20 protein-coding genes and 1 pseudogene are annotated in these 21,269 nt (G+C 69.0%); 13 read left to right on the forward strand and 8 right to left on the reverse strand.

All coding sequences use genetic code 11. The annotated features are described in order from the left end of the window. Window position 1: 1 nt before the first annotated feature. Window positions 2-1,717: a DUF2264 domain-containing protein gene (locus ABD333_RS40690; RefSeq protein WP_344547971.1), complete on the forward strand. Its 1,716-nt coding sequence runs from the start codon at window positions 2-4 to the stop codon at window positions 1,715-1,717. Here ABD333_RS40690 and ABD333_RS40695 read toward each other — a convergent pair. The 3 genes from ABD333_RS40695 to ABD333_RS40705 all read right to left on the reverse strand — a co-directional run bounded on the left by ABD333_RS40695 (window position 1,646) and on the right by ABD333_RS40705 (window position 5,921). After that, window positions 1,646-4,057: a polysaccharide lyase 8 family protein gene (locus ABD333_RS40695; RefSeq protein ID WP_344547972.1), complete on the reverse strand. Its 2,412-nt coding sequence runs from the start codon at window positions 4,055-4,057 to the stop codon at window positions 1,646-1,648. The two genes, ABD333_RS40690 and ABD333_RS40695, sit on opposite strands and share 72 nt — an antisense overlap. A gap of 116 nt (window positions 4,058-4,173) precedes the next feature. Beyond that, window positions 4,174-5,181 carry a LacI family DNA-binding transcriptional regulator gene (locus ABD333_RS40700; protein ID WP_344547973.1) on the reverse strand — a complete coding sequence of 336 codons (1,008 nt, stop codon included), beginning with the start codon at window positions 5,179-5,181 and terminating at the stop codon, window positions 4,174-4,176. Between the two features lie 149 nt (window positions 5,182-5,330). Beyond that, complete coding sequence (locus ABD333_RS40705; RefSeq protein ID WP_344547974.1) at window positions 5,331-5,921, reverse strand: TetR/AcrR family transcriptional regulator; 591 nt, start codon at window positions 5,919-5,921, stop codon at window positions 5,331-5,333. 124 nt (window positions 5,922-6,045) lie between these two features. On the opposite strand from ABD333_RS40705, the gene ABD333_RS40710 reads away from it, so the two are divergent. After that, window positions 6,046-6,591 (forward strand): dihydrofolate reductase family protein, encoded by a 546-nt coding sequence (locus ABD333_RS40710; RefSeq protein WP_344547975.1) that lies wholly within the window; start codon window positions 6,046-6,048, stop codon window positions 6,589-6,591. Window positions 6,592-6,597: 6 nt separating this feature from the next. Here ABD333_RS40710 and map read toward each other — a convergent pair whose 3' ends face one another. Beyond that, a complete protein-coding gene (gene map / locus ABD333_RS40715; RefSeq protein WP_344547976.1) occupies window positions 6,598-7,353 on the reverse strand; it encodes a type I methionyl aminopeptidase in 756 nt (251 codons plus the stop codon). Window positions 7,354-7,827: 474 nt separating this feature from the next. On the opposite strand from map, the gene ABD333_RS40720 reads away from it, so the two are divergent. Both ABD333_RS40720 and ABD333_RS40725 read left to right on the forward strand, forming a co-directional pair. Beyond that, entirely contained in the window at window positions 7,828-8,202 is a 375-nt protein-coding gene (locus ABD333_RS40720; RefSeq protein WP_344547977.1) for a DUF1801 domain-containing protein, read from the forward strand. Window positions 8,203-8,315: 113 nt separating this feature from the next. Continuing rightward, window positions 8,316-8,453: pseudogene (locus ABD333_RS40725) on the forward strand (TetR/AcrR family transcriptional regulator); the annotation flags it as partial. A gap of 46 nt (window positions 8,454-8,499) precedes the next feature. On the opposite strand, the gene ABD333_RS40730 reads toward ABD333_RS40725, so the two are convergent. Both ABD333_RS40730 and ABD333_RS40735 read right to left on the reverse strand, forming a co-directional pair. Further along, window positions 8,500-9,141: a cation efflux transmembrane domain-containing protein gene (locus ABD333_RS40730; protein ID WP_344547978.1), complete on the reverse strand. Its 642-nt coding sequence runs from the start codon at window positions 9,139-9,141 to the stop codon at window positions 8,500-8,502. Next, entirely contained in the window at window positions 9,141-9,524 is a 384-nt protein-coding gene (locus ABD333_RS40735; protein ID WP_410557300.1) for an ArsR/SmtB family transcription factor, read from the reverse strand. The genes ABD333_RS40730 and ABD333_RS40735 overlap by 1 nt, the downstream gene beginning before the upstream one ends. Window positions 9,525-9,578: 54 nt before the next feature. Between ABD333_RS40735 and ABD333_RS40740 the strand changes: the two genes are divergently transcribed. Both ABD333_RS40740 and ABD333_RS40745 read left to right on the forward strand, forming a co-directional pair. Continuing rightward, window positions 9,579-10,190 carry a class I SAM-dependent methyltransferase gene (locus tag ABD333_RS40740; RefSeq protein WP_344547979.1) on the forward strand — a complete coding sequence of 204 codons (612 nt, stop codon included), beginning with the start codon at window positions 9,579-9,581 and terminating at the stop codon, window positions 10,188-10,190. Between the two features lie 112 nt (window positions 10,191-10,302). After that, window positions 10,303-11,115, forward strand: coding sequence for a sulfite exporter TauE/SafE family protein (locus ABD333_RS40745; protein WP_344547980.1), 813 nt, complete (start codon window positions 10,303-10,305; stop codon window positions 11,113-11,115). A gap of 96 nt (window positions 11,116-11,211) precedes the next feature. Here the strand turns inward: ABD333_RS40745 and ABD333_RS40750 are convergent, their stop codons facing one another. After that, entirely contained in the window at window positions 11,212-11,607 is a 396-nt protein-coding gene (locus tag ABD333_RS40750; RefSeq protein ID WP_344548039.1) for a RidA family protein, read from the reverse strand. Window positions 11,608-11,856: 249 nt separating this feature from the next. Between ABD333_RS40750 and ABD333_RS40755 the strand changes: the two genes are divergently transcribed. Together ABD333_RS40755 and ABD333_RS40760 are read left to right on the forward strand one after the other, a co-directional pair. Further along, window positions 11,857-14,220 carry an NACHT domain-containing protein gene (locus ABD333_RS40755; RefSeq protein ID WP_344548040.1) on the forward strand — a complete coding sequence of 788 codons (2,364 nt, stop codon included), beginning with the start codon at window positions 11,857-11,859 and terminating at the stop codon, window positions 14,218-14,220. 199 nt (window positions 14,221-14,419) lie between these two features. After that, window positions 14,420-14,908, forward strand: coding sequence for an SRPBCC family protein (locus ABD333_RS40760; protein ID WP_344547981.1), 489 nt, complete (start codon window positions 14,420-14,422; stop codon window positions 14,906-14,908). Window positions 14,909-14,980: 72 nt separating this feature from the next. Here ABD333_RS40760 and ABD333_RS40765 read toward each other — a convergent pair whose 3' ends face one another. Continuing rightward, window positions 14,981-16,777: a thiamine pyrophosphate-requiring protein gene (locus ABD333_RS40765; RefSeq protein WP_344547982.1), complete on the reverse strand. Its 1,797-nt coding sequence runs from the start codon at window positions 16,775-16,777 to the stop codon at window positions 14,981-14,983. A gap of 183 nt (window positions 16,778-16,960) precedes the next feature. On the opposite strand from ABD333_RS40765, the gene ABD333_RS40770 reads away from it, so the two are divergent. The 5 genes from ABD333_RS40770 (at window position 16,961) to ABD333_RS40790 (ending at window position 21,228) form a co-directional block, all read left to right on the forward strand. Beyond that, window positions 16,961-17,386: a ChaB family protein gene (locus ABD333_RS40770; RefSeq protein ID WP_344547983.1), complete on the forward strand. Its 426-nt coding sequence runs from the start codon at window positions 16,961-16,963 to the stop codon at window positions 17,384-17,386. Window positions 17,387-17,564: 178 nt separating this feature from the next. Next, entirely contained in the window at window positions 17,565-18,146 is a 582-nt protein-coding gene (locus ABD333_RS40775) for a lytic transglycosylase domain-containing protein (RefSeq protein ID WP_344547984.1), read from the forward strand. 68 nt (window positions 18,147-18,214) lie between these two features. Next, entirely contained in the window at window positions 18,215-19,426 is a 1,212-nt protein-coding gene (locus ABD333_RS40780) for an NAD-dependent DNA ligase (RefSeq protein WP_344547985.1), read from the forward strand. Further along, window positions 19,423-20,205 (forward strand): helix-hairpin-helix domain-containing protein, encoded by a 783-nt coding sequence (locus ABD333_RS40785; RefSeq protein WP_344547986.1) that lies wholly within the window; start codon window positions 19,423-19,425, stop codon window positions 20,203-20,205. Before ABD333_RS40780 ends, ABD333_RS40785 begins: the two co-directional genes overlap by 4 nt. 501 nt (window positions 20,206-20,706) lie before the next feature. Beyond that, window positions 20,707-21,228 (forward strand): lytic polysaccharide monooxygenase auxiliary activity family 9 protein, encoded by a 522-nt coding sequence (locus tag ABD333_RS40790; RefSeq protein WP_344547987.1) that lies wholly within the window; start codon window positions 20,707-20,709, stop codon window positions 21,226-21,228. The last annotated feature ends 41 nt before the right edge of the window (window positions 21,229-21,269 follow it).

The raw sequence follows: 21,269 nt of genomic DNA on the forward strand, positions 1-21,269 counted from the left end.
CATGGAGTTGCGCGCCCAATGGGAGTCCGTCGCCGACGACCTGCTGGCTTCGGTGCGGCCCTACGCCGCAGGCGCCGAGATCAACCTCCCTGGCCGGGCGAGCTGGTCACGCTGCGACGGCCTCGAAGGCTTCGCCCGGACCTTCCTCCTGGCGGCGTTCCGGGTCGCGGGCGGCGGGCCGGCCGAGCTGCTCGAACCGTATGCCGAAGGACTGTCGCTCGGCCCCGCCACCTGGCCTTCGATCACCGGCCGCTTCCAGCCCATGGTCGAGTCGGCGTCGCTCGCCATCGGCTTGTGGCTGACCCGAGAGCAGCTCTGGGACCGCCTGACCCCGGCCGTACAAGAGGATCTCGCCACCTGGCTCGGCGGCGCGCTGCGGCACGAGCCGGTCGACAACAACTGGCGGCTGTTTCCCGTGATGGTCGCCGGTTTCCTCGAAGCCGCAGGCCGGCCGGCGGACCCGGTGGAGCCGGTGGAGCCGGTGGACGGACTGGCGCGCATCGAGCCGTGGTACGTGGGCGACGGCTGGTACGGGGACGGTCCGGGACGCTCGTTCGACCACTACAACGGCTGGGCGCTGCACTTCTATCCGGTGCTGCTGCGATGGCTGCGCGGCGAGGAGCCCGGGGTGTACGGGCGGCGACTGGCCGAGTTCCTCGACGGCTATGCCCACCTGTTCGACGACAACGGGGCCATGCTTTACCAAGGACGGTCCCTGACCTACCGTTTCGGGGCCGCCGCGTCGTTCTTCCTAGGCGCTCTCACCGGGACGACGCCGCTCACTCCCGGCCAGACCCGGCGCGTCACCGCAGGCGTGCTCCGGTACTTTCTCGAACGCGGAGCGCTGTCGGATGACGGGCTCCTCACCCTCGGCTGGCACGGGCCACACGAAGCGACCCTTCAGCCCTACTCGGGGTCGGCCTCGCCGTATTGGGCCGCCAAGGCGTTCGTAGGACTCCTGCTTCCACCCGATCATCGTGTGTGGACCGACGCCGAAGAGCTCATCCAGCCCACCGTGCGCGCGCTCCGCGGTCCCGGGTTCGTCATCCAGAATCCCGACGGCATCGCCCGGCTCCTCAACCACGGTGCGGAAGGGCACCCGGGAGACCCGCTCTACGACCGGCTCGCCTACTCGACCCGGACCGCACCGACAGGCGCCGACAACCATTTCGGTCTCGTCATCGACGGCGCCGTGACCACGCGCGGGCCGCTCGAATCCCTCGGCGCCGACACCGAGGACGACGATCTGGCCTGGGCCGCGTCCGCGCATCACCCGGTGGAACGCCCGGAAGCACGGATCGAGAGCGTCAGCGTCGCCGCCGGGCCCGTCGAGCTGCGGCTGCATCGCGTACACGGGTTCACCGGGACGGTGCGTCAGACCGGCTGGGCGGTCACGCCTGACGGGCCGGTCGCCCACCTGCGCCCCCTCGCGGGTTTCGACAGGCAGGAGACCTTGCTCGACCCGGCAGGGACGGCGTTCGGCGCCCCGTCCACCACCCTCGCGCTCGAAGGAGCGCCCGCCGACGGCATCGCCGCGAGCATCGTGTTGCTTGGAGCCGCCGACGAGGGTGGCGCCTCCGTTCTCCATCACGGTGATCGAACGGACGTCGTGCTCGGCGCCCGGCGGTTCACCGTGGTGTGGCCGTCAGAGCCGGACGACGAGACGGTGCGTCGCTCCGGCCGAGCCCGACGCGTTCACCTGGAACTTCAGCGATGAGCCCGTTGACGTGACGGTGACGGACGCGTCCTTGGAGACCACCGAGCCGACCGCGTGCGCCCACGTCACGTCGATCGTGGTGGCCGAGCGGCGCGGGTCCGCCACGCAGATCACCGCCGTGCCGTCGCTTCGTTCGCGGATGAGCACGGCGGCCGGAGCGCTCACCGTCACGCCGCCCGCCGAACCGCCGGCGAAGAAGTTCACCGCGGTGACGCCGAGCGACGGCACCACGACGCCCTGCCGGTCGGCACCATTGACGATCACCGACACCCAGGAGGTCGCGGCGGCGCGCGCCGAGACGGCGGCGGTCGTCGCACCCGGCATGACCAGGTAGGCGTAGCCGCCTGCAGTCGGGTCGGTGCCGTGGTGCCGATAGAGGGTCAGGTAGCGCCGGGTGACGGGGTCGGCCGATCCGCCGGTGTTGATGTCGCGCCAGCGCCCGGTGCGCTCCTCACGCCGGAACACCACCGCGCGGTCGTCCAGGAAGACATAGCCGCCGAAGCCCGCCAGGTGCGCCCATCCCGGCGAGGCCGCGGTGGTCGACCACGGATGCGCGACCGGCTGCGTCACCCCGTCGATCGTCAGGGCGTGCGTGCCGGCCTCCCCGAGGTTGCGGTTGTCGTAGACGGACTCGACCGCCGTCCCGTCCGTGCACGTGATGCCCGCCCCCAGGCAGACGATCGCGTCGGCGAGGAAGAACCAGGACTTGCGCGCGGTGAGCGTGCTCTGCAGGCCCCGGGTGTCCTGGCCGACCGCCGCGAACTCGCCGTCGCTTGCCCCGCCGCCCCACACCGCGCTGGGTTTGTCGGCGCCCCACGCCCCGCCGGCCGCGTCCGCCAGCGGCTTCTTCGAGACCGTGGTGCCCGGCAGGCGGTACGGGTCGACCGTGGGCCAGAACGAGTCGGAGTACTGCCCGTTGCCGAAGTCGGAGCCCCACCAGCAGAGCATCCCGGAGCCGGTGTGCCAGCCGCGCAGGTTCTCCCCGTTGCCGTGCTCGTAGAAGGAGATCCGGGCCGACGACATGCTGACCGAGGCCGCCCAGCCGGGACGCCGGTGCACCGCGCGGTCCATGGACGCGAACAGCCGGTGCCCGGTCGGCTCGGGAGCCGCCTGGACCGCCGCGTCGTCGATGACGGCCTTGCAGCGCGCGAGCGCGGCGACGCCCATGCGCGGATCCGACAGCAGCGGTGCGTACTTCGCGCGTGCCGCCCATCCCTTGACCAGGCCCTTCCACCGGGCGGCTTCAGCGGTGGACGCCGCGCCCGACAACAGGACGATGTTGGCGATGACGGCGTGGCCCCGCACGTGGTCGTCGTCCCTGATCCGGGCGGTGTCGGAGGCGGCCACGCCCCGGCTGATCCCGCGGCCCGAGACGCCGTCCATCATCAGGCCGTTGAAGAGCATCGGCGCGTAGGACCGCTCGACCGCGTTCAGGAAGAGCTGCCGGTCCGGTGTGGTGACGGCCCAGCTCGACCCGGCGAGCAGGGTGAACAACCAGGCGAGGCCGCCGAGGAGCTCATTGCCGTACGTACCGGTGTAGGGGATCCACCTGTGCTGGATGAACGAGCCATCCCGGTAGAACCCGTCGCCGGACGTCACGTACGGGAAGACCGGGGAGAGCGCGTCGCGGGCGAGTGCCAGGCGGGCGGAGTCGCGCCCGAGCACGCCGGTGAACGCGATAGACCGGCACAGGTCCACCCGGTTGGCCCCGGTGCTCTTGTCGGTGTAGCTCGCTACCGCCGAGTTCGGGACGAAATGCTTCACCGCCGCCACCAATGCCGCGACCTGTGTGGCGGAGAGCTGGTCGCCCAGGATCGCGCACAGGTCGAACAGGGCGCGGGGAGTGCCGATCTGCCACTGCCACCAGTTGCCGTACTGAGCCTTGCCGAAGTTGTAGACCTCATCGTGGAGGTGGTCGATCCCGGTCCTGATGTCGGCCAAGAGCCCGGCGCTCCCGGTAAGGCCCGTACCAGGCTGTGCCCAGGCGTGCGCCATGGTGAGCAACCGGCTGAAGCTGCCCGTGACGGCGGCGGAGAAGGCATAGGACTCGGCGTCGAGGTCGGGCTCGGGGTCGGCGTACACCAGGTCGGGCCACAACGACCCGGCGGCGGGAGCCATCGTCGACCGCACACGCGCCGCGCTCTGGCCGAGCGAGGCGAGCTTGCTCTTGAACGGCTCGGCGGTGGCGGTGAACCCGGTGCCCAGCACCAGGGACCGCCAGCGAAGCCGGAGGGTGTCGAACTCGTCGGCGGCATGGGCGGGGACGGTGTGGCCGAGCACGAATGCCGCCCCTGTTGCGGCTGTGGTCGAGGTGAGGAAGGCACGGCGGGACAACGGCATCGGTGGCCTCCGGCTGGAGAACGTCGGAAAGCGCATTCCGACGATTGAGAGGAGACCTTAATCAGCCCTAAATCCGCACACAAGAGTTGGTTCGAACTTCTGTGTGCCGAATTCGTTCAAACGTTCAGGGCGGTGCTCGCACGGAGCACGACCTCGCCGGCCACGACCTCGGTGACCACGCCGGGCTTCTCGCTGAGCGCGAGGTCCAAAGCCCGCGCACCCATCTCGGCGAGGGGCAGGCGGACGGTCGTGAGCGGCGGCACCAGATCGCGCAGCGTGGCGATGTCGTCGAACCCGGCGACCGACAGGTCACCCGGGACGTCCACGCCCCGCTCGCGGAACGCGGCCAGCGCCCCGACCGCCATCACGTCGTTGACCGCGAAGACGCACGTGACATCGTCGAGCCCGGCATCCACCAGCGCCGTCGCCGCGGCGTGCCCGCCGTGCCGGTCGAATCCGCCGGGCAGCACACGCGGCGCGGGCAGGCCGAGCTCCGTCAGCGCGGAGGTGAAACCCTCGACCCGGTCGGCGGCGGTCACCAGCTCGGGTGGCCCCGCCAGCACGGCGAACCGCCGGTGCCCGAGATCGGCCAGAGCACGGGCGAGCGCCGCCGCTCCCGCACGGTTGGCGGGCGCGACCGTGTCGACGCCGAGCAGATCCTGCCCGACGCAGGCGACCCGCCCGCCGGCCTCGCGGTAGCGGGTCAGCTCGGCCCTCATCCGGTCGACGACCTCGGTGTCGGTGGTCCGCGATCCGGCCAGCAGGATCGCCTGGACACGCTGGGCGCGCAACGTGGAGACCAGCGCCAGCTCGCGCTGCGGATCGCGATGGGTGGCACCGATCATCACGGTGAGCCCGTGCCGGTCGGCGGCTCGCATCGCGCCCTCGGCGAGCGCCGCGAAGTAGGGATCGGTGAGCGCGTGCACGACGAGACCGATCACCTTGCTGGAGCCCCTCGCCAGCGTCTGAGCCGTCACGTCGGTCTCGTAGCCGAGCTCGGCCGCCGCCCGCTCGACCCGTTCCCGCAGCGCGGCCCCCACCTGGCGGCTACTGCCGTTCAGCACGCGCGACGCGGTGGCGAGGGAGACCCCCGCGTGCCGCGCCACGTCCGCAAGTGTGATCAATTCGGTCTCCGCCCCGACCGTGGAAAGCGCTTTCGCGAGCATACCGCCCCCGCACCCCCATGGGCCCGGCCAGGTGATCCCACCGGTCGACGACGTGCGGCACGCCGCCGAGATCCGCGACGCTGGGACGAAGGTGACGGCCTAGGCCGTCATGTGTTCGTGGACGGGTCGACGGCGCGCAGGGCGTGTGCGATCAGGACGTCGAGGTGGTCGGCATCGGGCATGCCGAGGTGCAGGACGAACCGGTGGTAGAGCGGCCCGTACAGCAGGTCCAGTGCCACGTCGAGGTCGACCTCCGGACTCAGTTGCCCGGCGTCCTGGGCTCGGCGCATGCGTTCTTTGAACCTGGCGATGCGCGGCTTGATCAGCCTGTCCCTGAGGTCACGGGCCAGGTCGGGATCGTTGAGCGCTTCGGCGATGAGGCCGGCCACGGGCGAGGTGTGCGCCGGCGTGAGCAGGTCGATGACCGCGCTGAGCTGGGTGCGCAGATCGGCGGCCAGATCGCCCGTGTCGGGGTGGGCGGCCGTGATGGTCGCGGTCTCGTCGATCAGCTCCAGCATGACCGCGCCCTTGGAGGGCCACCAGCGGTAGATGGTCTTCTTGCTGGCGCCGGCACGGGCGGCGATCGCCTCGATGGTGACCTGCCCGTAGCCGAGCTCCGAGCACAGCTCCGCCGCGGCGGCGAGGATCGCGCGGCGGCTGCTCTGGCTTCGCCGTGCCGGGTTGGGTGGGTTCGGCATGGCGATCACTCTATAGGAAACGGCACGTGTCGTGTTGACGTTCGCCGAGCTCTCGTGAATCCTCTAGCGACACGACACGTGTCGCTTCCTCGCATGAGGATGCGGTGATCTTGGAGAACCCACAGTGACCAATGGCCGTAAAGTCGTCGCCGGGCTGTTCATGTCCCTGGACGGCGTGGTGGAAGCACCCGAGAGCTGGCTCTTCCCGTACATGGAGGAGGAGATCTGCGCGGCGGTCGGCCAGATGTACGCCGAGGCCGACACGCTGCTGCTGGGACGGGTCACCTACGAGGCGTTCGCGGCGGTCTGGCCGCACCGGAGCGGCCCGGTGGCCGACCAGATCAACGGCATCCGCAAGCTGGTCGCCTCCACCACGATGCGCGAGCCCGGCTGGAACAACACCACCGTGATCGACGGCGACGTCATCGCCGTGCTGAAGGACCTCAAGCGGACGCCGGGCAAGAACGTCCAGCTGCCCGGCAGCATCACCCTGACCCGCGCCCTGCTGGAGGCCGGGCTCCTGGACGAACTCCGCCTGCTGGTCGACCCGGTCGTACTCGGGACCGGGCAACGGCTGTTCCCCGGCGGCACTCCCCGCGTCCCCCTCCGGCTCACCCGTTCGACCACGTTCACCACCGGCGTGCTGGACCTCACCTACCAGCCGGCCTGAGCCTGATCAGAACCGACCGACGCCGGCGTCGCTCAGGATCTCTGTTCCGGTCGCCGTGACCAGGACCGTGTCGCAGAACGCGGCGGCCTTGCTCCGGTCCTTGGTGGCGACGTTCCAGCCTTCGGCGTCGGTCTCGATCTCGGGGCTGCCGAGCGTGAGCATGACCTGGACCGTGAAGATCATGCCCTCGGAGAACGCCGTGGTGGCGGCGGGGTCGTCCCATCCTGGAACGAAGGGGTCCTGGTGCAGGCGCGCGCCGATGCCGTGGCCTCCGAAGTCACGGACGACGCCGTATCCGAAACGCCGGGCGTACGACTCGATCACCCGGCCCGGGACATTGACCTGGCGGCCCGGGCGGACGGCGGCCACCGCGCGGCGCAGCGCCTCCCGGGCACGCTCGACGAGCAGGACGGCCTCGGCATGAGCCTCGGTCGCCTGTACGACATGGCTGGTGGCGGCGGCGCAGTGCATGCCGTCGATGTTTCCGGCGAGGGCCAGAGAGACCACGTCTCCGGGCTCAAGCGTGCGGTCGCCGGGCACTCCGCTGCAGACGACCTCGTTGACCGCGATGTCGCAGGCCGCAGGAAACCCCTGGTAGCCGAGGTAGGAAGGACGCGCCGGGAGCAGGTGCTCCTGTGCGGTCGCGGAGATCTCCGCCAGAGTCGGACCGGACGGGGTGAGCCGGGGGACCGACCGCTCCAGCGCCACGGCGACGAGTGCCCCCGCCCGGCGGACGGCGTCCAGCCCGTTCTCAGCGTCCATGCGGTCTCCAGACTCGATGCGATCTCGGGACGAGAGCATGCCGATCATTTGGACGGAGCGATCATGGCTGATGTTCCCGCCCGACGGAGGCAGTTGCGTGCTTCCCCATCGATGAGCCGTTGGTCGCGCGAGCGGCGCCGACCTAGCCGGGGCCAGGAGCACACCGCAGTCCATGCGTGCTGAGGAACGTGTCGCGGCCGGGGTTGGTGGTGAGGGCCGCCGGCGCCACGAAGGTGATCCACCCCCATGCTCCAGGCGCCCACAGCCGGGCGATCCATCCGGCCTGGACCAACCGCGATCCCGGCGGCGTACCGCAGTGCCGTGGCACGGCCCCGCGGATGCTCGGCCGCGGCCCGCCCGCGGCCCAAGTTCTGGGTAGCCCTACAAACACCGTCAATACCTCCAGGCAGCAGTCCCGCGCGAGCAGCCGACGGACCTGGTCAAAGGAGCCGGATTGTGGAGGAAGATCGACCCATGAACCAGAACCCCGAGGTCGATCAGTTCCTGCGGACGCTCGACCACCCGCAGAAGGAAGCGGTCGAGTATCTGCGCGCAGTGATCCTGAACGTGGACCCGCAGATCACCGAGCAGGTGAAGTGGAACGCGCCGAGCTTCTGCTACGACGGTGTCGACCGCGTGACCTTCCAGTTGAAGTCCAAAGACGTCCAGTTCATCTTCCATCGCGGCGCCAAAGTGAAGGACGGCGACTCGTTCACCTTCCAGGACGACAGCGGCCTCATGGCGTGGCGCTCCAGCGATCGCGCGATGGTCACCTTCAAGGATCTCGCCGACGCCAAGGCTCACGAAGAGGCGTTCTCTTCTCTCGTCAGCCGCTGGATGAAGGCCTGACACCAGGGACACATTCACGGCAGGACGCCGCGCGGTGGGGGTCGAGGAACTGCGCGCGCGTCTCGCCAGCCTGTCCGGCGGTGAGAACGAATGCGGGAGGGCGGCACGGCGGCGACCTGCACGCACTCGTCGTCGACAACGCACTCGCCCTCAAGCACGGCGAACGGCCTCCCCGGGACGCCTACGACCGCCGCACCGCCTATCTCCTGGACGGAATCCGCGGGCGCCCGTCCGCTTCTGACCGGCTATGAACTCGTCCTGGCGGCATCATCGAGATGCCGATGGCCGGTGCGGGGTTCAGTGGTCGTCGCAGGCCAGTTCGCCTTCCCAGGCCTCCTTGCCCTCCATGACGGCGAAGGCGGCGATGATGAAACCGGCGACCGGGTCTATCCAGGTCCAGCCCCAGATGGCGAAGGCGACCAGCCCGGCGAACGTCGACACGCTCAACCACGCGCACAGCCTCGTTTCGGCGGCGTCGGCGACCACCAGGCGCGAGTTCATCGCCAGGCCGGCCTTGCGCTTGACGTGCGCCAGCCACGGCATGATCACGATGGAGGCACCGGTCAGCGTGATGCCGACCATGGAGGTGTCGGGGCTCTCGCCGATGGCCAGGTCCCGGACTCCTTCGACGGTGACGTAGGCGGCCAGGGCGAAGAACGTGACGGCGATGAACTTCAGCGCCCGGCGTTCCCTGGCCTCGTCCGGCTCACCGCCGCGCAGGACGGCCAGCAGCCGGACCAGCACCACGGTGGCGGCGGCCACCTCGATGCCCGAGTCCACCCCGAACCCGATCAGCGAGACCGCCCCGGCCGCCGTACCGGCGGTCACGGCGACGATGCCCTCGATGACGTTGTAGCCGATGGTGAAGTGGGCGTAGCGGACCGCGCGGCGTGCGGCCGGGCCGGGGACCTGTGGAACGGCAGAAGCCCCAGCGCTCATCACGAATCCTCGTCGGTGGCGGCGGTCCCGTACGTCGGGCACAGCGCCACCGCCTCACCGGTGGCCGCCAGCAGGCCCTCGGCGCTCTTGAACAGGTCCAGCAGCTCGGCTCGGGCCAGGAAGTACCGCGAGGAACGGCCTTCGGGCCGCGAATCGACCAGCCCGCAATCGCGCAGGCACGCCAGGTGCGCCGACACCGTCGACTGCGCCAGGCCCACCGCCGCGACCAGGTCCACCACCCGTGCCTCGCCCTCGGCCAGGCGCAGCAGGATGGCCAGCCGCGACGGATCGCCCAGGGAGCGGAACAACGCCGCCGCCGCCATCGAGCCGGACCGGGCACCGCACGGATCAGTGGCGCCGGCCGCCTCACTTCTCATCGTCATTGCACGATGATATCTATAGATGACGATGATTCAGGTCCTGGAGGGACAGATCTCATGCTGATGAACCGGATCGAGACCGTCGTGATCAACAACCCGGTGCGGCGGGCGCTGCAACGCTGGTACGAGGCGCCGGTGCTGGAGCGGCTGGGCGGGCCGCTGCCGGTGGGCGCGCGGGTCCTGGAGATCGGCTGCGGTCCCGGCTACGGCGCCCGCCTGCTGCTGGAGCACTTCGGCGCGGCTCAGGTCGACGCGGTCGACCTGGACCCGGCCATGGCCGCCCGCGCCCGCCGCCGCCTGGCCCCCTATCGCGGCCGGGTCCGCGTCGGCGTCGCCGACGCCACCGACCTGCGCCCTCTGATCCCCGACGATGGCGTATACGACGCGGTGTTCGACTTCGGGATCATTCACCACATCCCCACCTGGCGGAACGCCCTCGATGAGGTCGCTCGCGTTCTCAAACCCGGCGGCACCTTCTACTTCGAGGAAGTGACCAAGCACGCCCTTGACCGCGCCAGCTACCGGCTGCTGTTCGACCATCCCGCCCATGACAGGTTCACCGACACCGACTTCCTCGCCGAACTGGCCGCCCACGGCCTGGCCGCGCGCGGGCACCGCACCATCGTCTTCGGCGACTTCGTCCTGGGCGCCGCCGAACGGACCCCCTGAAGGCGAATCCGGAGAGCAGGCGGCGAGCCCGCCTTGTCCCTATTTCCCATACAAGCGGTAAGTATTGAATACTTTGCTGGTGCGGGCGGGGACGAGCGGTCAAGAGGGCGTCGTGCGGACCGGGGCGGCGGGCCGCCCGTCGGTGGTGTTCGCCAGCGGGGCGGCCGTCGGAGTGCTGGGCGGGATGATCGGCTTGGGCGGCGCGGAGTTCAGGCTGCCGCTGCTGATCGGCCTGTTCGGGTTCGCCGCTCTGTCGGCGGTCATCGTGAACAAGGCCATGAGCCTGATCGTGGTGCTCACCGCGCTGCCCGCCCGGCTGACCGTCGTCTCCCTCGCTGACCTCGGCGTGCACTGGACGGTCGCGGCCAACCTGCTGGCCGGGAGCCTCATCGGGGCATGGGCCGGAGCCACCTGGGCGGTCCGGATGCGCGCCGCCACCCTCCACACGGTGCTGGCTGCCCTCATGGTGCTGATGGCCGCCGCACTGGTGATCACCCACACCACCGGACCGGGGGCGCTGGATCTGCCCGGCCCGGCACGCGCGGTGGCAGGCGTCGCGGCCGGATTCGGCATCGGCGTGGTCGCTGCGATCATGGGCGTCGCCGGTGGTGAGCTGCTGATCCCCACGATTGTGCTGCTGTTCGCCGTGGACATCAAAACCGCGGGCAGTCTGTCCCTGCTGGTGTCACTGCCCACCATGCTGGTCGCGTTCGCCCGCTACAGCCGCGACGCCAGCTTCATCGTCCTGCGTTCCAACCTGCGCTTCGCCGCCATCATGACCGCTGGATCGATCACCGGTGCGCTTCTGGGCGGCCTGCTCCTCGGCGTGATCCCCGACGCCATCCTCATTCCCGGCCTGGCCGCCATCCTGCTCATCTCCGCAGGCAAACTCGCCCGCCACCCCCGCCGGCACCTGAACGCTTAGCGGCGATGAACGCCCCGCCCCGCACCGAACACCTCGGCGGTGTGACCCACACCTCGTGCCGCCTCCGGCAGTCCTGCCGGAGGCGGCGAGGTCGCATCACGCGACGGCGGTCCCCTCAAGCTCGACCATCAGGGTGGGAATCGCCAGCCGCGTCACCCCGAGCATCGTGGTGGACGGTGCCACCCCGGCGGCGCCCAACCGCGACGCCAGCACACCGTAGTGCTGGAAGAGCAGATCGACGTCGGTGGTGTAGACGTTGAGCCGGACGAGGTTCGCCAAGGACATGCCGGCCTCGCCGAGCACGGACTCCAGGTTGTCGAGGCTCAGCGCCAACTGTGCTGCCATGTCATCGGCATGCTGCGGCTTGCCTTCGCCGCTCATCGCGGTCTGCCCCGCGCAATACAGGGTCCGGGTGTGCCCGGAGACGATCTCACCCTGGTTGTATCCCAGCTCCGTCGACCATGCCCACGGGTTGACCGCCGTTCGCTCCATTGCCACATCAACTCCATTCGATTCGCCGACATCACGTACGTCGATCGGCTTGGTAGCCGCCATCACTGGCCGCGTTGATGAGCTTCCCAACGAATCACGACACCCTGTGTCGTGTATTCCTGGCGACCTCTCGCGCGAGTCGCGGGGCACCTGCGCTCGGCCAGCGCGGTCTGAGCGTGCAGCGTCACCATCACCGGATGTGGCCACACGGCGTCCACATGAGGCCCCTTTTGGGACTATATGCCGGTGATGCGGCGGAAATCGGCGTGGCGGCGTTTTCTCGGAGCGGCGGCCGTCATCGGATTGAGCCTCGGCATTCTGATGCTGGGCCTCATCATCGTCTACGCGCTCAATGCCAACGGACTTACCGAGGCGGGCGACTGGGCGAAGCTTGCGACGCCGGTGCTCGCCGTGGTCGTGCCGTTGTTCAAGCCGGTGGTCAACTGGACCCGGCGGCCTCCGGAGTCCTTGGCCAACGTCACCACCCCCGAGCAGGCGACGAACGCGCGACAACTGCTCGCGACGCTCGTTCTCGAAGAATGGCAACGAGAGATCGAGTTTCGCGGACTCGACGATCCCGCGCCGCTGGCGGTGCGCTGGAAGCTCACCGAACTGCCCGTGATGGATCTGGGCGGTGGTCTCAGTGAGGCGGGTCCGCTCAAAAGGCTGCTGAGGCAGGGGCGCCAGCGTTTCAACGGCCGTACGGACCGCATCGGCGAGATCGCGGATCAGTTCCGCGAACTGAATTCTCGCCGGCTCGTGATCCTCGGAGATCCGGGCATGGGCAAGACCACGCTCGCCGTCCTGCTGATGCGGCGGCTCCTTTCGGAGCTCAAGGAGGACGATCCGGTTCCCGTGCTTTTCACGCTTTCTGACTGGGACCCCCGCCGGGAAGCGCTGCGGGAATGGCTCGCGCGTCGGCTCGGCAAGGCGTATCCGAATCTATACGCGCGGGACTTCGGGCTGAACGCGCCACACGCTCTGGTCGCCCGGCGGCAGATACTTCCCGTGCTCGATGGTCTAGACGAGATCTCCGAGAAACTCCGCCTTGAGGTCATCAAGGCGCTCAATGCCGGGACCGGTGAGAGGGACGCCCTGATCCTCACCTGCCGGACCGCCGAGTACGAGCAGGCCGTCACCGCTCCGGGCGGTGACGTGCTGACCAGCGGCGCCGTCATCGAAGCACAGCCCGTAGAGCCCGGAGACGTGGTCGCCTTCCTGCGCCGCTGCGTGCCGCCCGCCGGCCGTGACCGGTGGGAGCATCTCATCCGCGAGGTCAAGAACAGGCCGAACGGACGTCTCGCACGAACGTTCTCCACGCCGCTGGCGCTCTGGCTCGTCAGGGAGGTCTACGTCGAAACCCAGGCGGACCCTTCCCCATTGTCGGACGACAGGCGCTTCCCGACGCCCAGGGACACGACCGTTCATCTCATGGACCATTTGGTGGAGTCCCTCCTCAAGAGCAACCCGCCCAGGAGAGGCGATGCCGGAAGGAATCCATTCCGTCCCCTCCGATCGTGGAATGTCGACCAGGCCGGCCGATGCCTGGCGTTCGTCGCCCGCCAGATGACGGAGCGCGGCACCAGCGACCTCGCATGGTGGCGGCTGACCCTCTCGAATGACATCTCCGAACGCGCTGTCCGTATCTTCCTGGGGCTCGCGTTGGGCATTGGGGGCGGGCTTTGCTACTGGCCGATCAACGGCCCGCAGTACGGCCTGCTCGCCGGCGTGTGCGGAGGGCTTGTGGTCGGGCTGATGAGGACCGCACCGCCGGGCTGGCGGACAGGCCTCATGTACGCGCTCAGTTTCGGGACGGCGTACGGCGGCGTCATCACGATCGCCACCGGAAGGCTGGTCACAGGCACCGCGAACATCGCGGTGCTCGGCCTTGTCTATGGCCTGATCGGTTTTCTCTGGGGTGGGCCGCCGGCAGGCGAAGACGCCGAACCCGCACGCGTCGAGCTCCGCTGGAAAGGGCGCCTGGGCCTCTTGCGGCGGGAGCTCGAAGCCGGCCTTACGGCGGGAGCGAAGCGCGGCTTCCAGCTGGGCGTCCCTCTGGGGCTCATCCTGTGTCTGACCTTTGTCGCGAGCGGATCACCGATCAATGAGGGGGATTCGCTCACCGACACCATGCAGACGCTCCTTCTGGGGATGCCGCTCGCAGGTGCGATAATCGGGGCCTTCTTCGGTCTGGGTCTCGGCTTCACCAGGTGGTCCATGATCCCGATGGTCGACGACGACAGGCAGGGTCTCCCTCGACGCACTCTTGTGGCGGATCTGAAGTCCTGCCTGCTCCGCGCCGTGACCGTCGGGCTCCTTGTGGGCGGCTTCTTCGGAACGTCGTTCAGCCTCACCGGCGGCGACGTGGGTCGCGGAGTGTCCGGGGGAGTGGCCCTTGGGCTCATGGCGGCCAGCGCCACGTTGGTCTCCGCCCCGTGCATGACCTATTTCGTGACAACGGCCATCCTTGCGATGCGACGTGGCTGCCCGTTCCGGCTGATGGCCTTCTTGAGCGACGCGCATCGCCTCGGCATCCTTCGCCAGGTCGGCCCCGTGTACCAGTTCAGGCACGCTCAGATCCAAGAACGGCTGGCGCAGCGCGCTCGACCGTAGCTCGTCGATGCGCGCCACGGCGGCGGCACCGTTCGGGATCTTGCCTGTGTTCGATCGCTTTGGATCTAGACGTGAGGCAATGACAATGTTATACCTTCCATCACGATGTTATGCGCCATGTCGCTTGTTCCGCCTAGGTGCGGACAAGGGGAGTGGCGCGGGCGGGCTCCCCCTTCGCCCACAACACCTGGTGGTTACCTTGGACAGGCTCTTCGCCAGCGACACAGTGACGATCAACGCCTCGGCTGACGAGGTGTTCGCGGTGGTCAGTGACCCAGCGGCCATGGCCGCCTTCGCCGAGGAACTCGTGGCCGTCCGATGGCTCCACGGGGCCACCGAAGCGGCTCTGGGCGCCCGGTTCGAGGGGCTCAACCGTAACGGCGTACGCCGCTGGCGCACCGTCTGCGAGGTCATCGAGCTCGAACCCGGACGGCGCTTCGCCTACGACGTCAGCACCAAGTCCCAGATCCCGATCTCGCGGTGGCGATACGACGTCGAGCCCGCGTCCGACGGGACCTGCGTGGTGACCGAGAGCAACTGGGCCCGCGTCCCGCTGTGGTTCATACCGCTCGCCATGGCCGTCACCGGTGTGATCAACCGGCCGGCGGCGAACGCCGCGCACATCGCGACCACGCTGAACCGGCTCAAGTCCCACGTCGAGGGCCGCCTCACGGGGGATATGCGATGACCAGGACGTGATCGCCCTCGACGAGGACCCGGTCGCCCTCCACCGCCGGGTGCAAGCGCTCCCGTGGATCGGTCATCTGCCGTCGCGGTGCGGCAGGAACTCCTGCGCCTTGGCCTTCACACCTTCCTTGATCACGCCCCAGCGGTCCTCGTCGCCCTTGACGAGTGACCTGGCCGTGGCCTTGGCCTGCTCGAAGTCGGCGTGCGGCGGGATGGGCGGCACGTCGGGATCGCAGTGGACGTCGAGCACGGTCGGCCGGTCGGCGGCCAGTGCCCGCTCCCAGGCAGGGCCGATCTGGTCGGGCTTGTCCACGACGACGGCGTCCAGGCCAAGGCTCGCGGCGAACGCGGCGTAGTCCATGTCGGGCAGCGTCTGCGACTGAGGGAACTTCGGCGCGCCCTGCATCGCGCGCATCTCCCAGGTGACCTGGTTGAGGTCGTTGTTGTGCAGCACCGCCACCACCAGGCGCGGGTCGGCCCACTCCTGCCAGTAGTGCTTGATGGTCAGCAGCTCGGCCAGGCCGTTCATCTGCATCGCGCCGTCTCCGGAGAACGCGATGACCGGCCGGTCCGGCAGGCCCATCTTGGCGCCGATCGCGTACGGCACCGCGGGGCCCATGGTGGCGAGCGTGCCCGACAGCGATCCGCGCACATCGCCGCGGAAGCGCAGGTTACGGGCGTACCAGTTGGCGGCCGACCCGGAGTCGGCGGTGACGATCGCGTTGTGCGGCAGCCGCTCGGACAGCTCGTGGAACATCCGCATCGGGTTGGTGGGGTCGGCCTCGACCATCGCCTCCTTGCGCATGGTCTCCCACCATCGCCCGACCTTGTCCTCGATGTCCTGGCGCCAGGACCGGTCGTCCTTGCGCTCCAGCAACGGGATCAGGGCCCGCAACGTCGCGGCCGCGTCGCCGACCAGGTTGACCTCGTAGGGATAGCGCATCCCGATCATCTTGGGATCGATGTCGATCTGCACCGCGCGCGCCTGGTCCAGCTCCGGCAGGAACTGGGTGTAGGGGAAGCTCGATCCGACGGTCAGCAGCGTGTCGCAGTCGCGCATCAGCTCGTACGTGGGCCGGGTGCCCAGCAGCCCGATCGACCCGGTCACGAACGGCAGCTCGTCGCTCAGCACGTCCTTGCCGAGCAGCGCCTTGGCCACTCCCGCGCCCAGCAGATCAGCGACTTCCTCCAGCTCGGCACGTGCGTTGCGGGCGCCCGTACCGGCGAGGATCGCGACCTTGCGTCCCGCGTTCAGCACCTCGGCGGCACGGCGAATCGCCGCATCGTCGGGCGACACCTCCGGCCAGGCGATGCCCGGCTGCGACGACGGCACCATCTTGAACGCATGGCCGGGCGGGCTGTAGTCCAGCTCCTGCACGTCGCCGGGGATGATGACGGCGGTCGGGGCGCGTTCGGCCAGCGCGATCCGGATCGCCCGGTCCAGCACGTTGGGCAGCTGCTCGGGGACCGTCACCATCTGCACGTACTCGCTGGCCACATCCTTGTACAGCGAGAGCATGTCGATCTCCTGCTGGTACGAGCCGCCCATCGCGCTGCGGTTGGTCTGGCCGACGATGGCGACCACCGGAACATGGTCGAGCTTGGCGTCGTACAGGCCGTTGAGCAGGTGGATCCCGCCCGGACCGGACGTGGCGGCGCACACTCCCACGCGGCCGGTGAACTTGGCGTAGCCGACCGCCTCGAAGGCGCTCATCTCCTCGTGCCGCGCCTGCACGAACCGCGGCCGGTCACCGGCCCTGCCCCAGGCGGCCAGCAGCCCGTTGATCCCGTCCCCCGGATAGCCGAAAACCGTCTCGACACCCCACTCCCGCAGGCGGCCGAGCAGGAAATCAGCGACCTTCGTCGTCATCGTCCGTGCTCCTCACGCGATCGGCTGAGTGATCATCGGCCAGGAGGCCACCTCCTTCGCCTACCCGGTCACCCTTCGCCTACCCGATCAGGCCATCGACATGTGAACTCGTCCATGAGACGGGTAAGGGCAGAAAGGTATGCAAAAGACAACGCGCAGGATGTATCACCTGGGAGTGTACAAATGCCGAAAACCACCAGCAAAGGGCAGGCCAAGAAAGAGGAACTGCCCGACACGTTGAAGCGTTCTGACGCCAAAGCCCAGCGTACGTACGCCAAGGCGCATGATTCGGCTGTGAAGGAGTATGGCGAAGGGCAACGGGCGCACCGCGTCGCCTACGCGGCTCTCAAGCACACGCACGAGAAGGTCGGCGACCACTGGGAGCCGAAGGCCGGAGGCGGCAAAGGCCCTTCCGACAAACAGGCCGAGGGCGGCCGCCGCACCTCGCGCAAGACCGCCGGCGGTGTCGACGCCAACGCCTCCAAGCAGCACCTTTACGACGTGGCCAAACGGCTGGATGTCTCCGGCCGATCCAGCATGAGCAAGCAGGAGCTGGTCAAGGCGATCGAGAAGGCCAACAACCGCGACACCGCCAAGTCCAGGCCCTGAGCCGACCCGGCCTCAAGGTGCGCAGCGCTAATGCGCCAGCCGCGCGTCTGGCTTGCCGGATCCCGTGACACGGCTAAAGCAACACCGACGTTCGTGGCGGGGCGCGTCGATCTTGGTCGGTCAGGCTCGTAGGCTCACGGGCCATGACACAGCTCGTGCTCATCGACCAGGATGCGCGATGAACCTGCCGCGGCCCGCTGCGGTGCGCCGCGACGAGGGATCAGCTTCGTTCGCGCTCGTCATCGTCGGCGCCCTCGCCGTTCTGGTGGTCGCTTCGGGCGTCAAACGGGCACGGTGCGGAGACAAGCCCACCTCGGTCGACCACGTGGACACCATCCCGGACGACTACCTCAAGCTTTACAAGAAGGCCGGAAGCGACTACGGCATGCCCTGGACCCTGCTCGCCGGCATCGGCAAAGTCGAGAGCGGGCACGGAACGAGCACGCTTCCGGGCGTTCACCACGGCGAGAACCATGCCGGAGCGGGCGGGCCCATGCAGTTCCTACGGACGACCTGGAAAAGCTTCCGCGTCGACGGCAACAACGACCGTAGGACGAGCCGTTACGACCCCGCAGACGCCATTCCGTCAGCTGCCAAGTACCTCAAGCACAACGGCGCTCCCGAACGGACCCGCACCGCGGTCTACATGTACAACCACTCCCGCGACTATGTGGACCTCGTCCTGCAGTGGGCCGATCGCTACGGCGACGACAACGACCGCGCCGGCGCCCGCCGTTCACTCTGCCGCAAGTCCGACTGACCACGGCCGTCTCGGCTACCGCAGCGGGGGCGGCGGACAGTGTCGGTGGGATCGCGTTTAATCAAGGGGTGGACGTTGAGAAGCGCATCGCCGAGCTGACCGCCGAGGTCAAGCGGCTGAACGACCTGTACTACGGCACCGGCGACAGCCCGCTGCCGGACGCCGACTATGACGCGTTGAAGGACGAGCTGGCGGCGCTGGTCGCCGAGCACCCGGAACTCGAACCGGCCGACAGCCCGCTCGGCAAGGTCAACGCGCCGGCGGAGCTCGTCGGCCCGACCGTCCGCCACGCGCGCCCCATGCTCTCGCTGGCGAAGGCGACGAGCGAGGAGCAGATCCGCACGTTCTGTGAGCGTTTCGGCGGCCAGGTCTTCCGCGTGTCGGAGAAGCTCGACGGGCTCTCGCTCAGCGTTGTCTACATCGACGGGAAGCTCGACTACGTCGCCACGCGCGGCACCGGCACGGTCGGCGAACTGGTGACCGAGAAGGTACGCCACGTGATTCCGGGTCTGCCTACCGAGATCGCCGCGCCTGGACGCATCGAGGTCCGTGGTGAGGCCGTGATGCTGCGGTCGGTGTGGGCCGCCTACAACGAGGCGCATCCGGACCGGACGCTGACCAACCCGCGGTCGGGCGCCGCGGGGACGCTGGTGCTGAAGGACCCCGAGGCGGCTGCGAAAGCCGAGCGGCTGCTGCGGTTCTTCGCGTTCGGCGCTGATCGCGAGGGCGTCGCGGTGGAGATCCCGGCGGGTTTCGAGTCGGTCGCCCAGTACGTGGGCGCGAGTGTCGCCGAGGTGATGGACGCGATCCACGAGATCGGTGGCCGCCGCGACGGGCTGGACTATGACATCGACGGCGCGGTCGTTCGGCTACACGAGCCGGCGGCGTTCGACGCGGCGGGCTTCAACAGCGCCGAGCCGCGCGGAGCGATCGCGTTCAAGTATCCGCCGGAGGAGAAGCTGACGACCCTGCTGTCGGTCGAGTGGCCGGTCGGCAAGATCGGCCGCGTCCCGCCGCGCGCGAAGGTCGCGCCGGTGTTCGTCGGCGGCGTGACGGTGGAGAACATCACCCTGCACAACCCGCGCCTGATCCGCGAACGTGACCTGCGGATCGGTGACACGGTGGCGGTCGTGCGGCGCGGCGATGTGATCCCGTTCGCGGGCCGCTCACTGCCGGAAAGGCGCGACGGGAGCGAGGTCGAGATCGTCCGCCGACGCACTGCCCGTCGTGCGGTTCCGAGCTCGAGGTGCGCGGCACCGGCGAGGAGCGCTGGTGTGTGAACCTCCAGTGCCCGGCGCAGGCGACGCGCCGGCTGATGCACTGGGCCTCGCGCCACGCGGCCGACATGGAAGGCGTCGGCGACACCTGGATCGAGAAGCTCGCCGAGGACGGCGTGCTCAAACGCCGCAGCGACTTCTACGACCTGACGGCCGAGCAGCTCCTCGGCTACGAGAGGATGGGCCAGGTCAGCGCCAAGAACATGATCGACTCGATCGCGTCGTCCAAGGGAATGGGGCTGCGGCGCGCGCTGATCGGGCTGGCGATCCCGATGGCCTCCGAGGGCACGGCCAAGCGCCTGTGCCTGGCCGGCTACGAGCGCGTCGAGGATGTCGCGGCGGCGACGGCCGAAGACCTGGTGGCGATCCGCGACATCGGGCCGAAGGCCGCCGAGAGCATCGTGGCCTTCTTCGCCCGCGCGGAGGTCCAGGAGGAGATCGCGGCGCTGCGCGAGCGCGGCGTCGACCTCGACGTGCTGGCCGAGGACCGGCCGGTCGACGCGACGGCCGCCGGCGACTCGCCGCTCAAGGGCAGGTCGGTCGTGATCACCGGCGCGTTCACCGACCCCCGCTCGGGCGCGAAGATCAGCCGGCCGGACGTCACGCGCCTGGTCGAGCAGGCGGCGGCCACGACCGCCTCATCGGTTTCGGCCGCCACCGACTACCTGCTCGCCGGCGACAACGTCGGCGCCTCCAAGACCACCAAGGCCGAAAAGCTCGGGGTCACGGTCGTCGACCAGGACCAACTGTGGCGCTGGCTGGCCGAAGCCAACGTCATCTGAACCGCAACAGTCGCGCCCCGGAGCACTTGCGCGGCCTCACGGACTGGGCGGAACGCCACCGTGCCGCCGTCGCGCGCGCCCGCGACGCCTACGACAACGCCATCCCACGTTCGTAAGGTGCATCGGTTGGGAGGCGCAGGTCCTTCCGGAGCGCTGGGTTGTGGATTATCGCCCGCTTTTCTGTGGGCTTGCCAGCAAGAGTTGACAATTCTTTTGGCGGGAGACGGGTGGTTCGCCCGCCTACCTGTACTGGTCGCAGCGCACGGCATTCGCGTTTCTCGGGACATCTTGCCTGTCAACGGGCCAGCCTCTAGCGTCGATTTTAAATAGGAATGTTTCCTATTGCGCGGAGCTCCCAGTTTCCCGCCTTCACAGTCTTCCTGGCAGGCGCCTGCCAGGAACTCAGCCCGGCCTGGCGGCTGTATTCGCCTGGGCCGGCGCCGACCACCCCGCAGTCGGTGATCGCGCCCTAAACGCGATCTTGAGAACAAGGAAACCCGCATGAAAAGATCAAGGCGAGATCTCGCCATTGTCGCGGCGGCCGCGGCGATCGCTCCCCTCGTGACCGTGGTACTGCCCGCGACCCCCGCCAACGCTCACGGCTATGTCAACAGCCCCGCCAGCCGGCAGGCTCAGTGCGCCCAGCGCGTCGTCCAGTGCGGGCAGATCCAGTGGGAGCCGCAGAGCGTCGAAGGTCCCAAGGGCCTGCGCAGCTGCAGCGGCGGAAACGCGCGATTCGCCGAGCTCGACAACGACAGCAAGGGCTGGCGAGCCGCCGCGGTCGGCAGAACGGTGACGTTCACCTGGACGTTCACCGCCCGGCACCGTACCCGGGACTACGAGTACTACGTCGGCGGCCAGCGGGTCGCGGTGTTCAGCGGCGGCAACCAGCAACCGCCGTCCAGCGTGTCCCACTCCGTCAACCTCGGCTCGGTCACCGGCCGCCAGAAGGTGCTGGCGATCTGGAACATCGGCGACACTCCCAACGCCTTCTACGCCTGCATCGACCTGCAGGTCAGCTGACCAGGCACGATCGTTCCGGGCCGGCGGCAGCGCGTCCGCCG

The sequence above is a fragment of the Actinomadura fulvescens genome, assembly GCF_039533225.1.
In the GTDB taxonomy this organism is placed as follows: Bacteria; Actinomycetota; Actinomycetes; order Streptosporangiales; family Streptosporangiaceae; genus Spirillospora; species Spirillospora fulvescens.

What these genes read in the sequence shown, in the direction of transcription:
- ABD333_RS40690 (WP_344547971.1), top strand. Translation starts at nt 2, where the DNA reads ATGGAGTTGCGCGCCCAATGGGAGTCCGTCGCCGACGACCTGCTGGCT.
- ABD333_RS40695 (WP_344547972.1), bottom strand. Translation starts at nt 4,057, where the DNA reads ATGCCGTTGTCCCGCCGTGCCTTCCTCACCTCGACCACAGCCGCAACA.
- ABD333_RS40705 (WP_344547974.1), bottom strand. Translation starts at nt 5,921, where the DNA reads ATGCCGAACCCACCCAACCCGGCACGGCGAAGCCAGAGCAGCCGCCGC.
- map (WP_344547976.1), bottom strand. Translation starts at nt 7,353, where the DNA reads ATGGACGCTGAGAACGGGCTGGACGCCGTCCGCCGGGCGGGGGCACTC.
- ABD333_RS40720 (WP_344547977.1), top strand. Translation starts at nt 7,828, where the DNA reads ATGAACCAGAACCCCGAGGTCGATCAGTTCCTGCGGACGCTCGACCAC.
- ABD333_RS40730 (WP_344547978.1), bottom strand. Translation starts at nt 9,141, where the DNA reads ATGAGCGCTGGGGCTTCTGCCGTTCCACAGGTCCCCGGCCCGGCCGCA.
- ABD333_RS40735 (WP_410557300.1), bottom strand. Translation starts at nt 9,524, where the DNA reads ATGACGATGAGAAGTGAGGCGGCCGGCGCCACTGATCCGTGCGGTGCC.
- ABD333_RS40740 (WP_344547979.1), top strand. Translation starts at nt 9,579, where the DNA reads ATGCTGATGAACCGGATCGAGACCGTCGTGATCAACAACCCGGTGCGG.
- ABD333_RS40750 (WP_344548039.1), bottom strand. Translation starts at nt 11,607, where the DNA reads ATGGAGCGAACGGCGGTCAACCCGTGGGCATGGTCGACGGAGCTGGGA.
- ABD333_RS40755 (WP_344548040.1), top strand. Translation starts at nt 11,857, where the DNA reads ATGCGGCGGAAATCGGCGTGGCGGCGTTTTCTCGGAGCGGCGGCCGTC.
- ABD333_RS40765 (WP_344547982.1), bottom strand. Translation starts at nt 16,777, where the DNA reads ATGACGACGAAGGTCGCTGATTTCCTGCTCGGCCGCCTGCGGGAGTGG.
- ABD333_RS40770 (WP_344547983.1), top strand. Translation starts at nt 16,961, where the DNA reads ATGCCGAAAACCACCAGCAAAGGGCAGGCCAAGAAAGAGGAACTGCCC.
- ABD333_RS40775 (WP_344547984.1), top strand. Translation starts at nt 17,565, where the DNA reads ATGAACCTGCCGCGGCCCGCTGCGGTGCGCCGCGACGAGGGATCAGCT.
- ABD333_RS40790 (WP_344547987.1), top strand. Translation starts at nt 20,707, where the DNA reads ATGAAAAGATCAAGGCGAGATCTCGCCATTGTCGCGGCGGCCGCGGCG.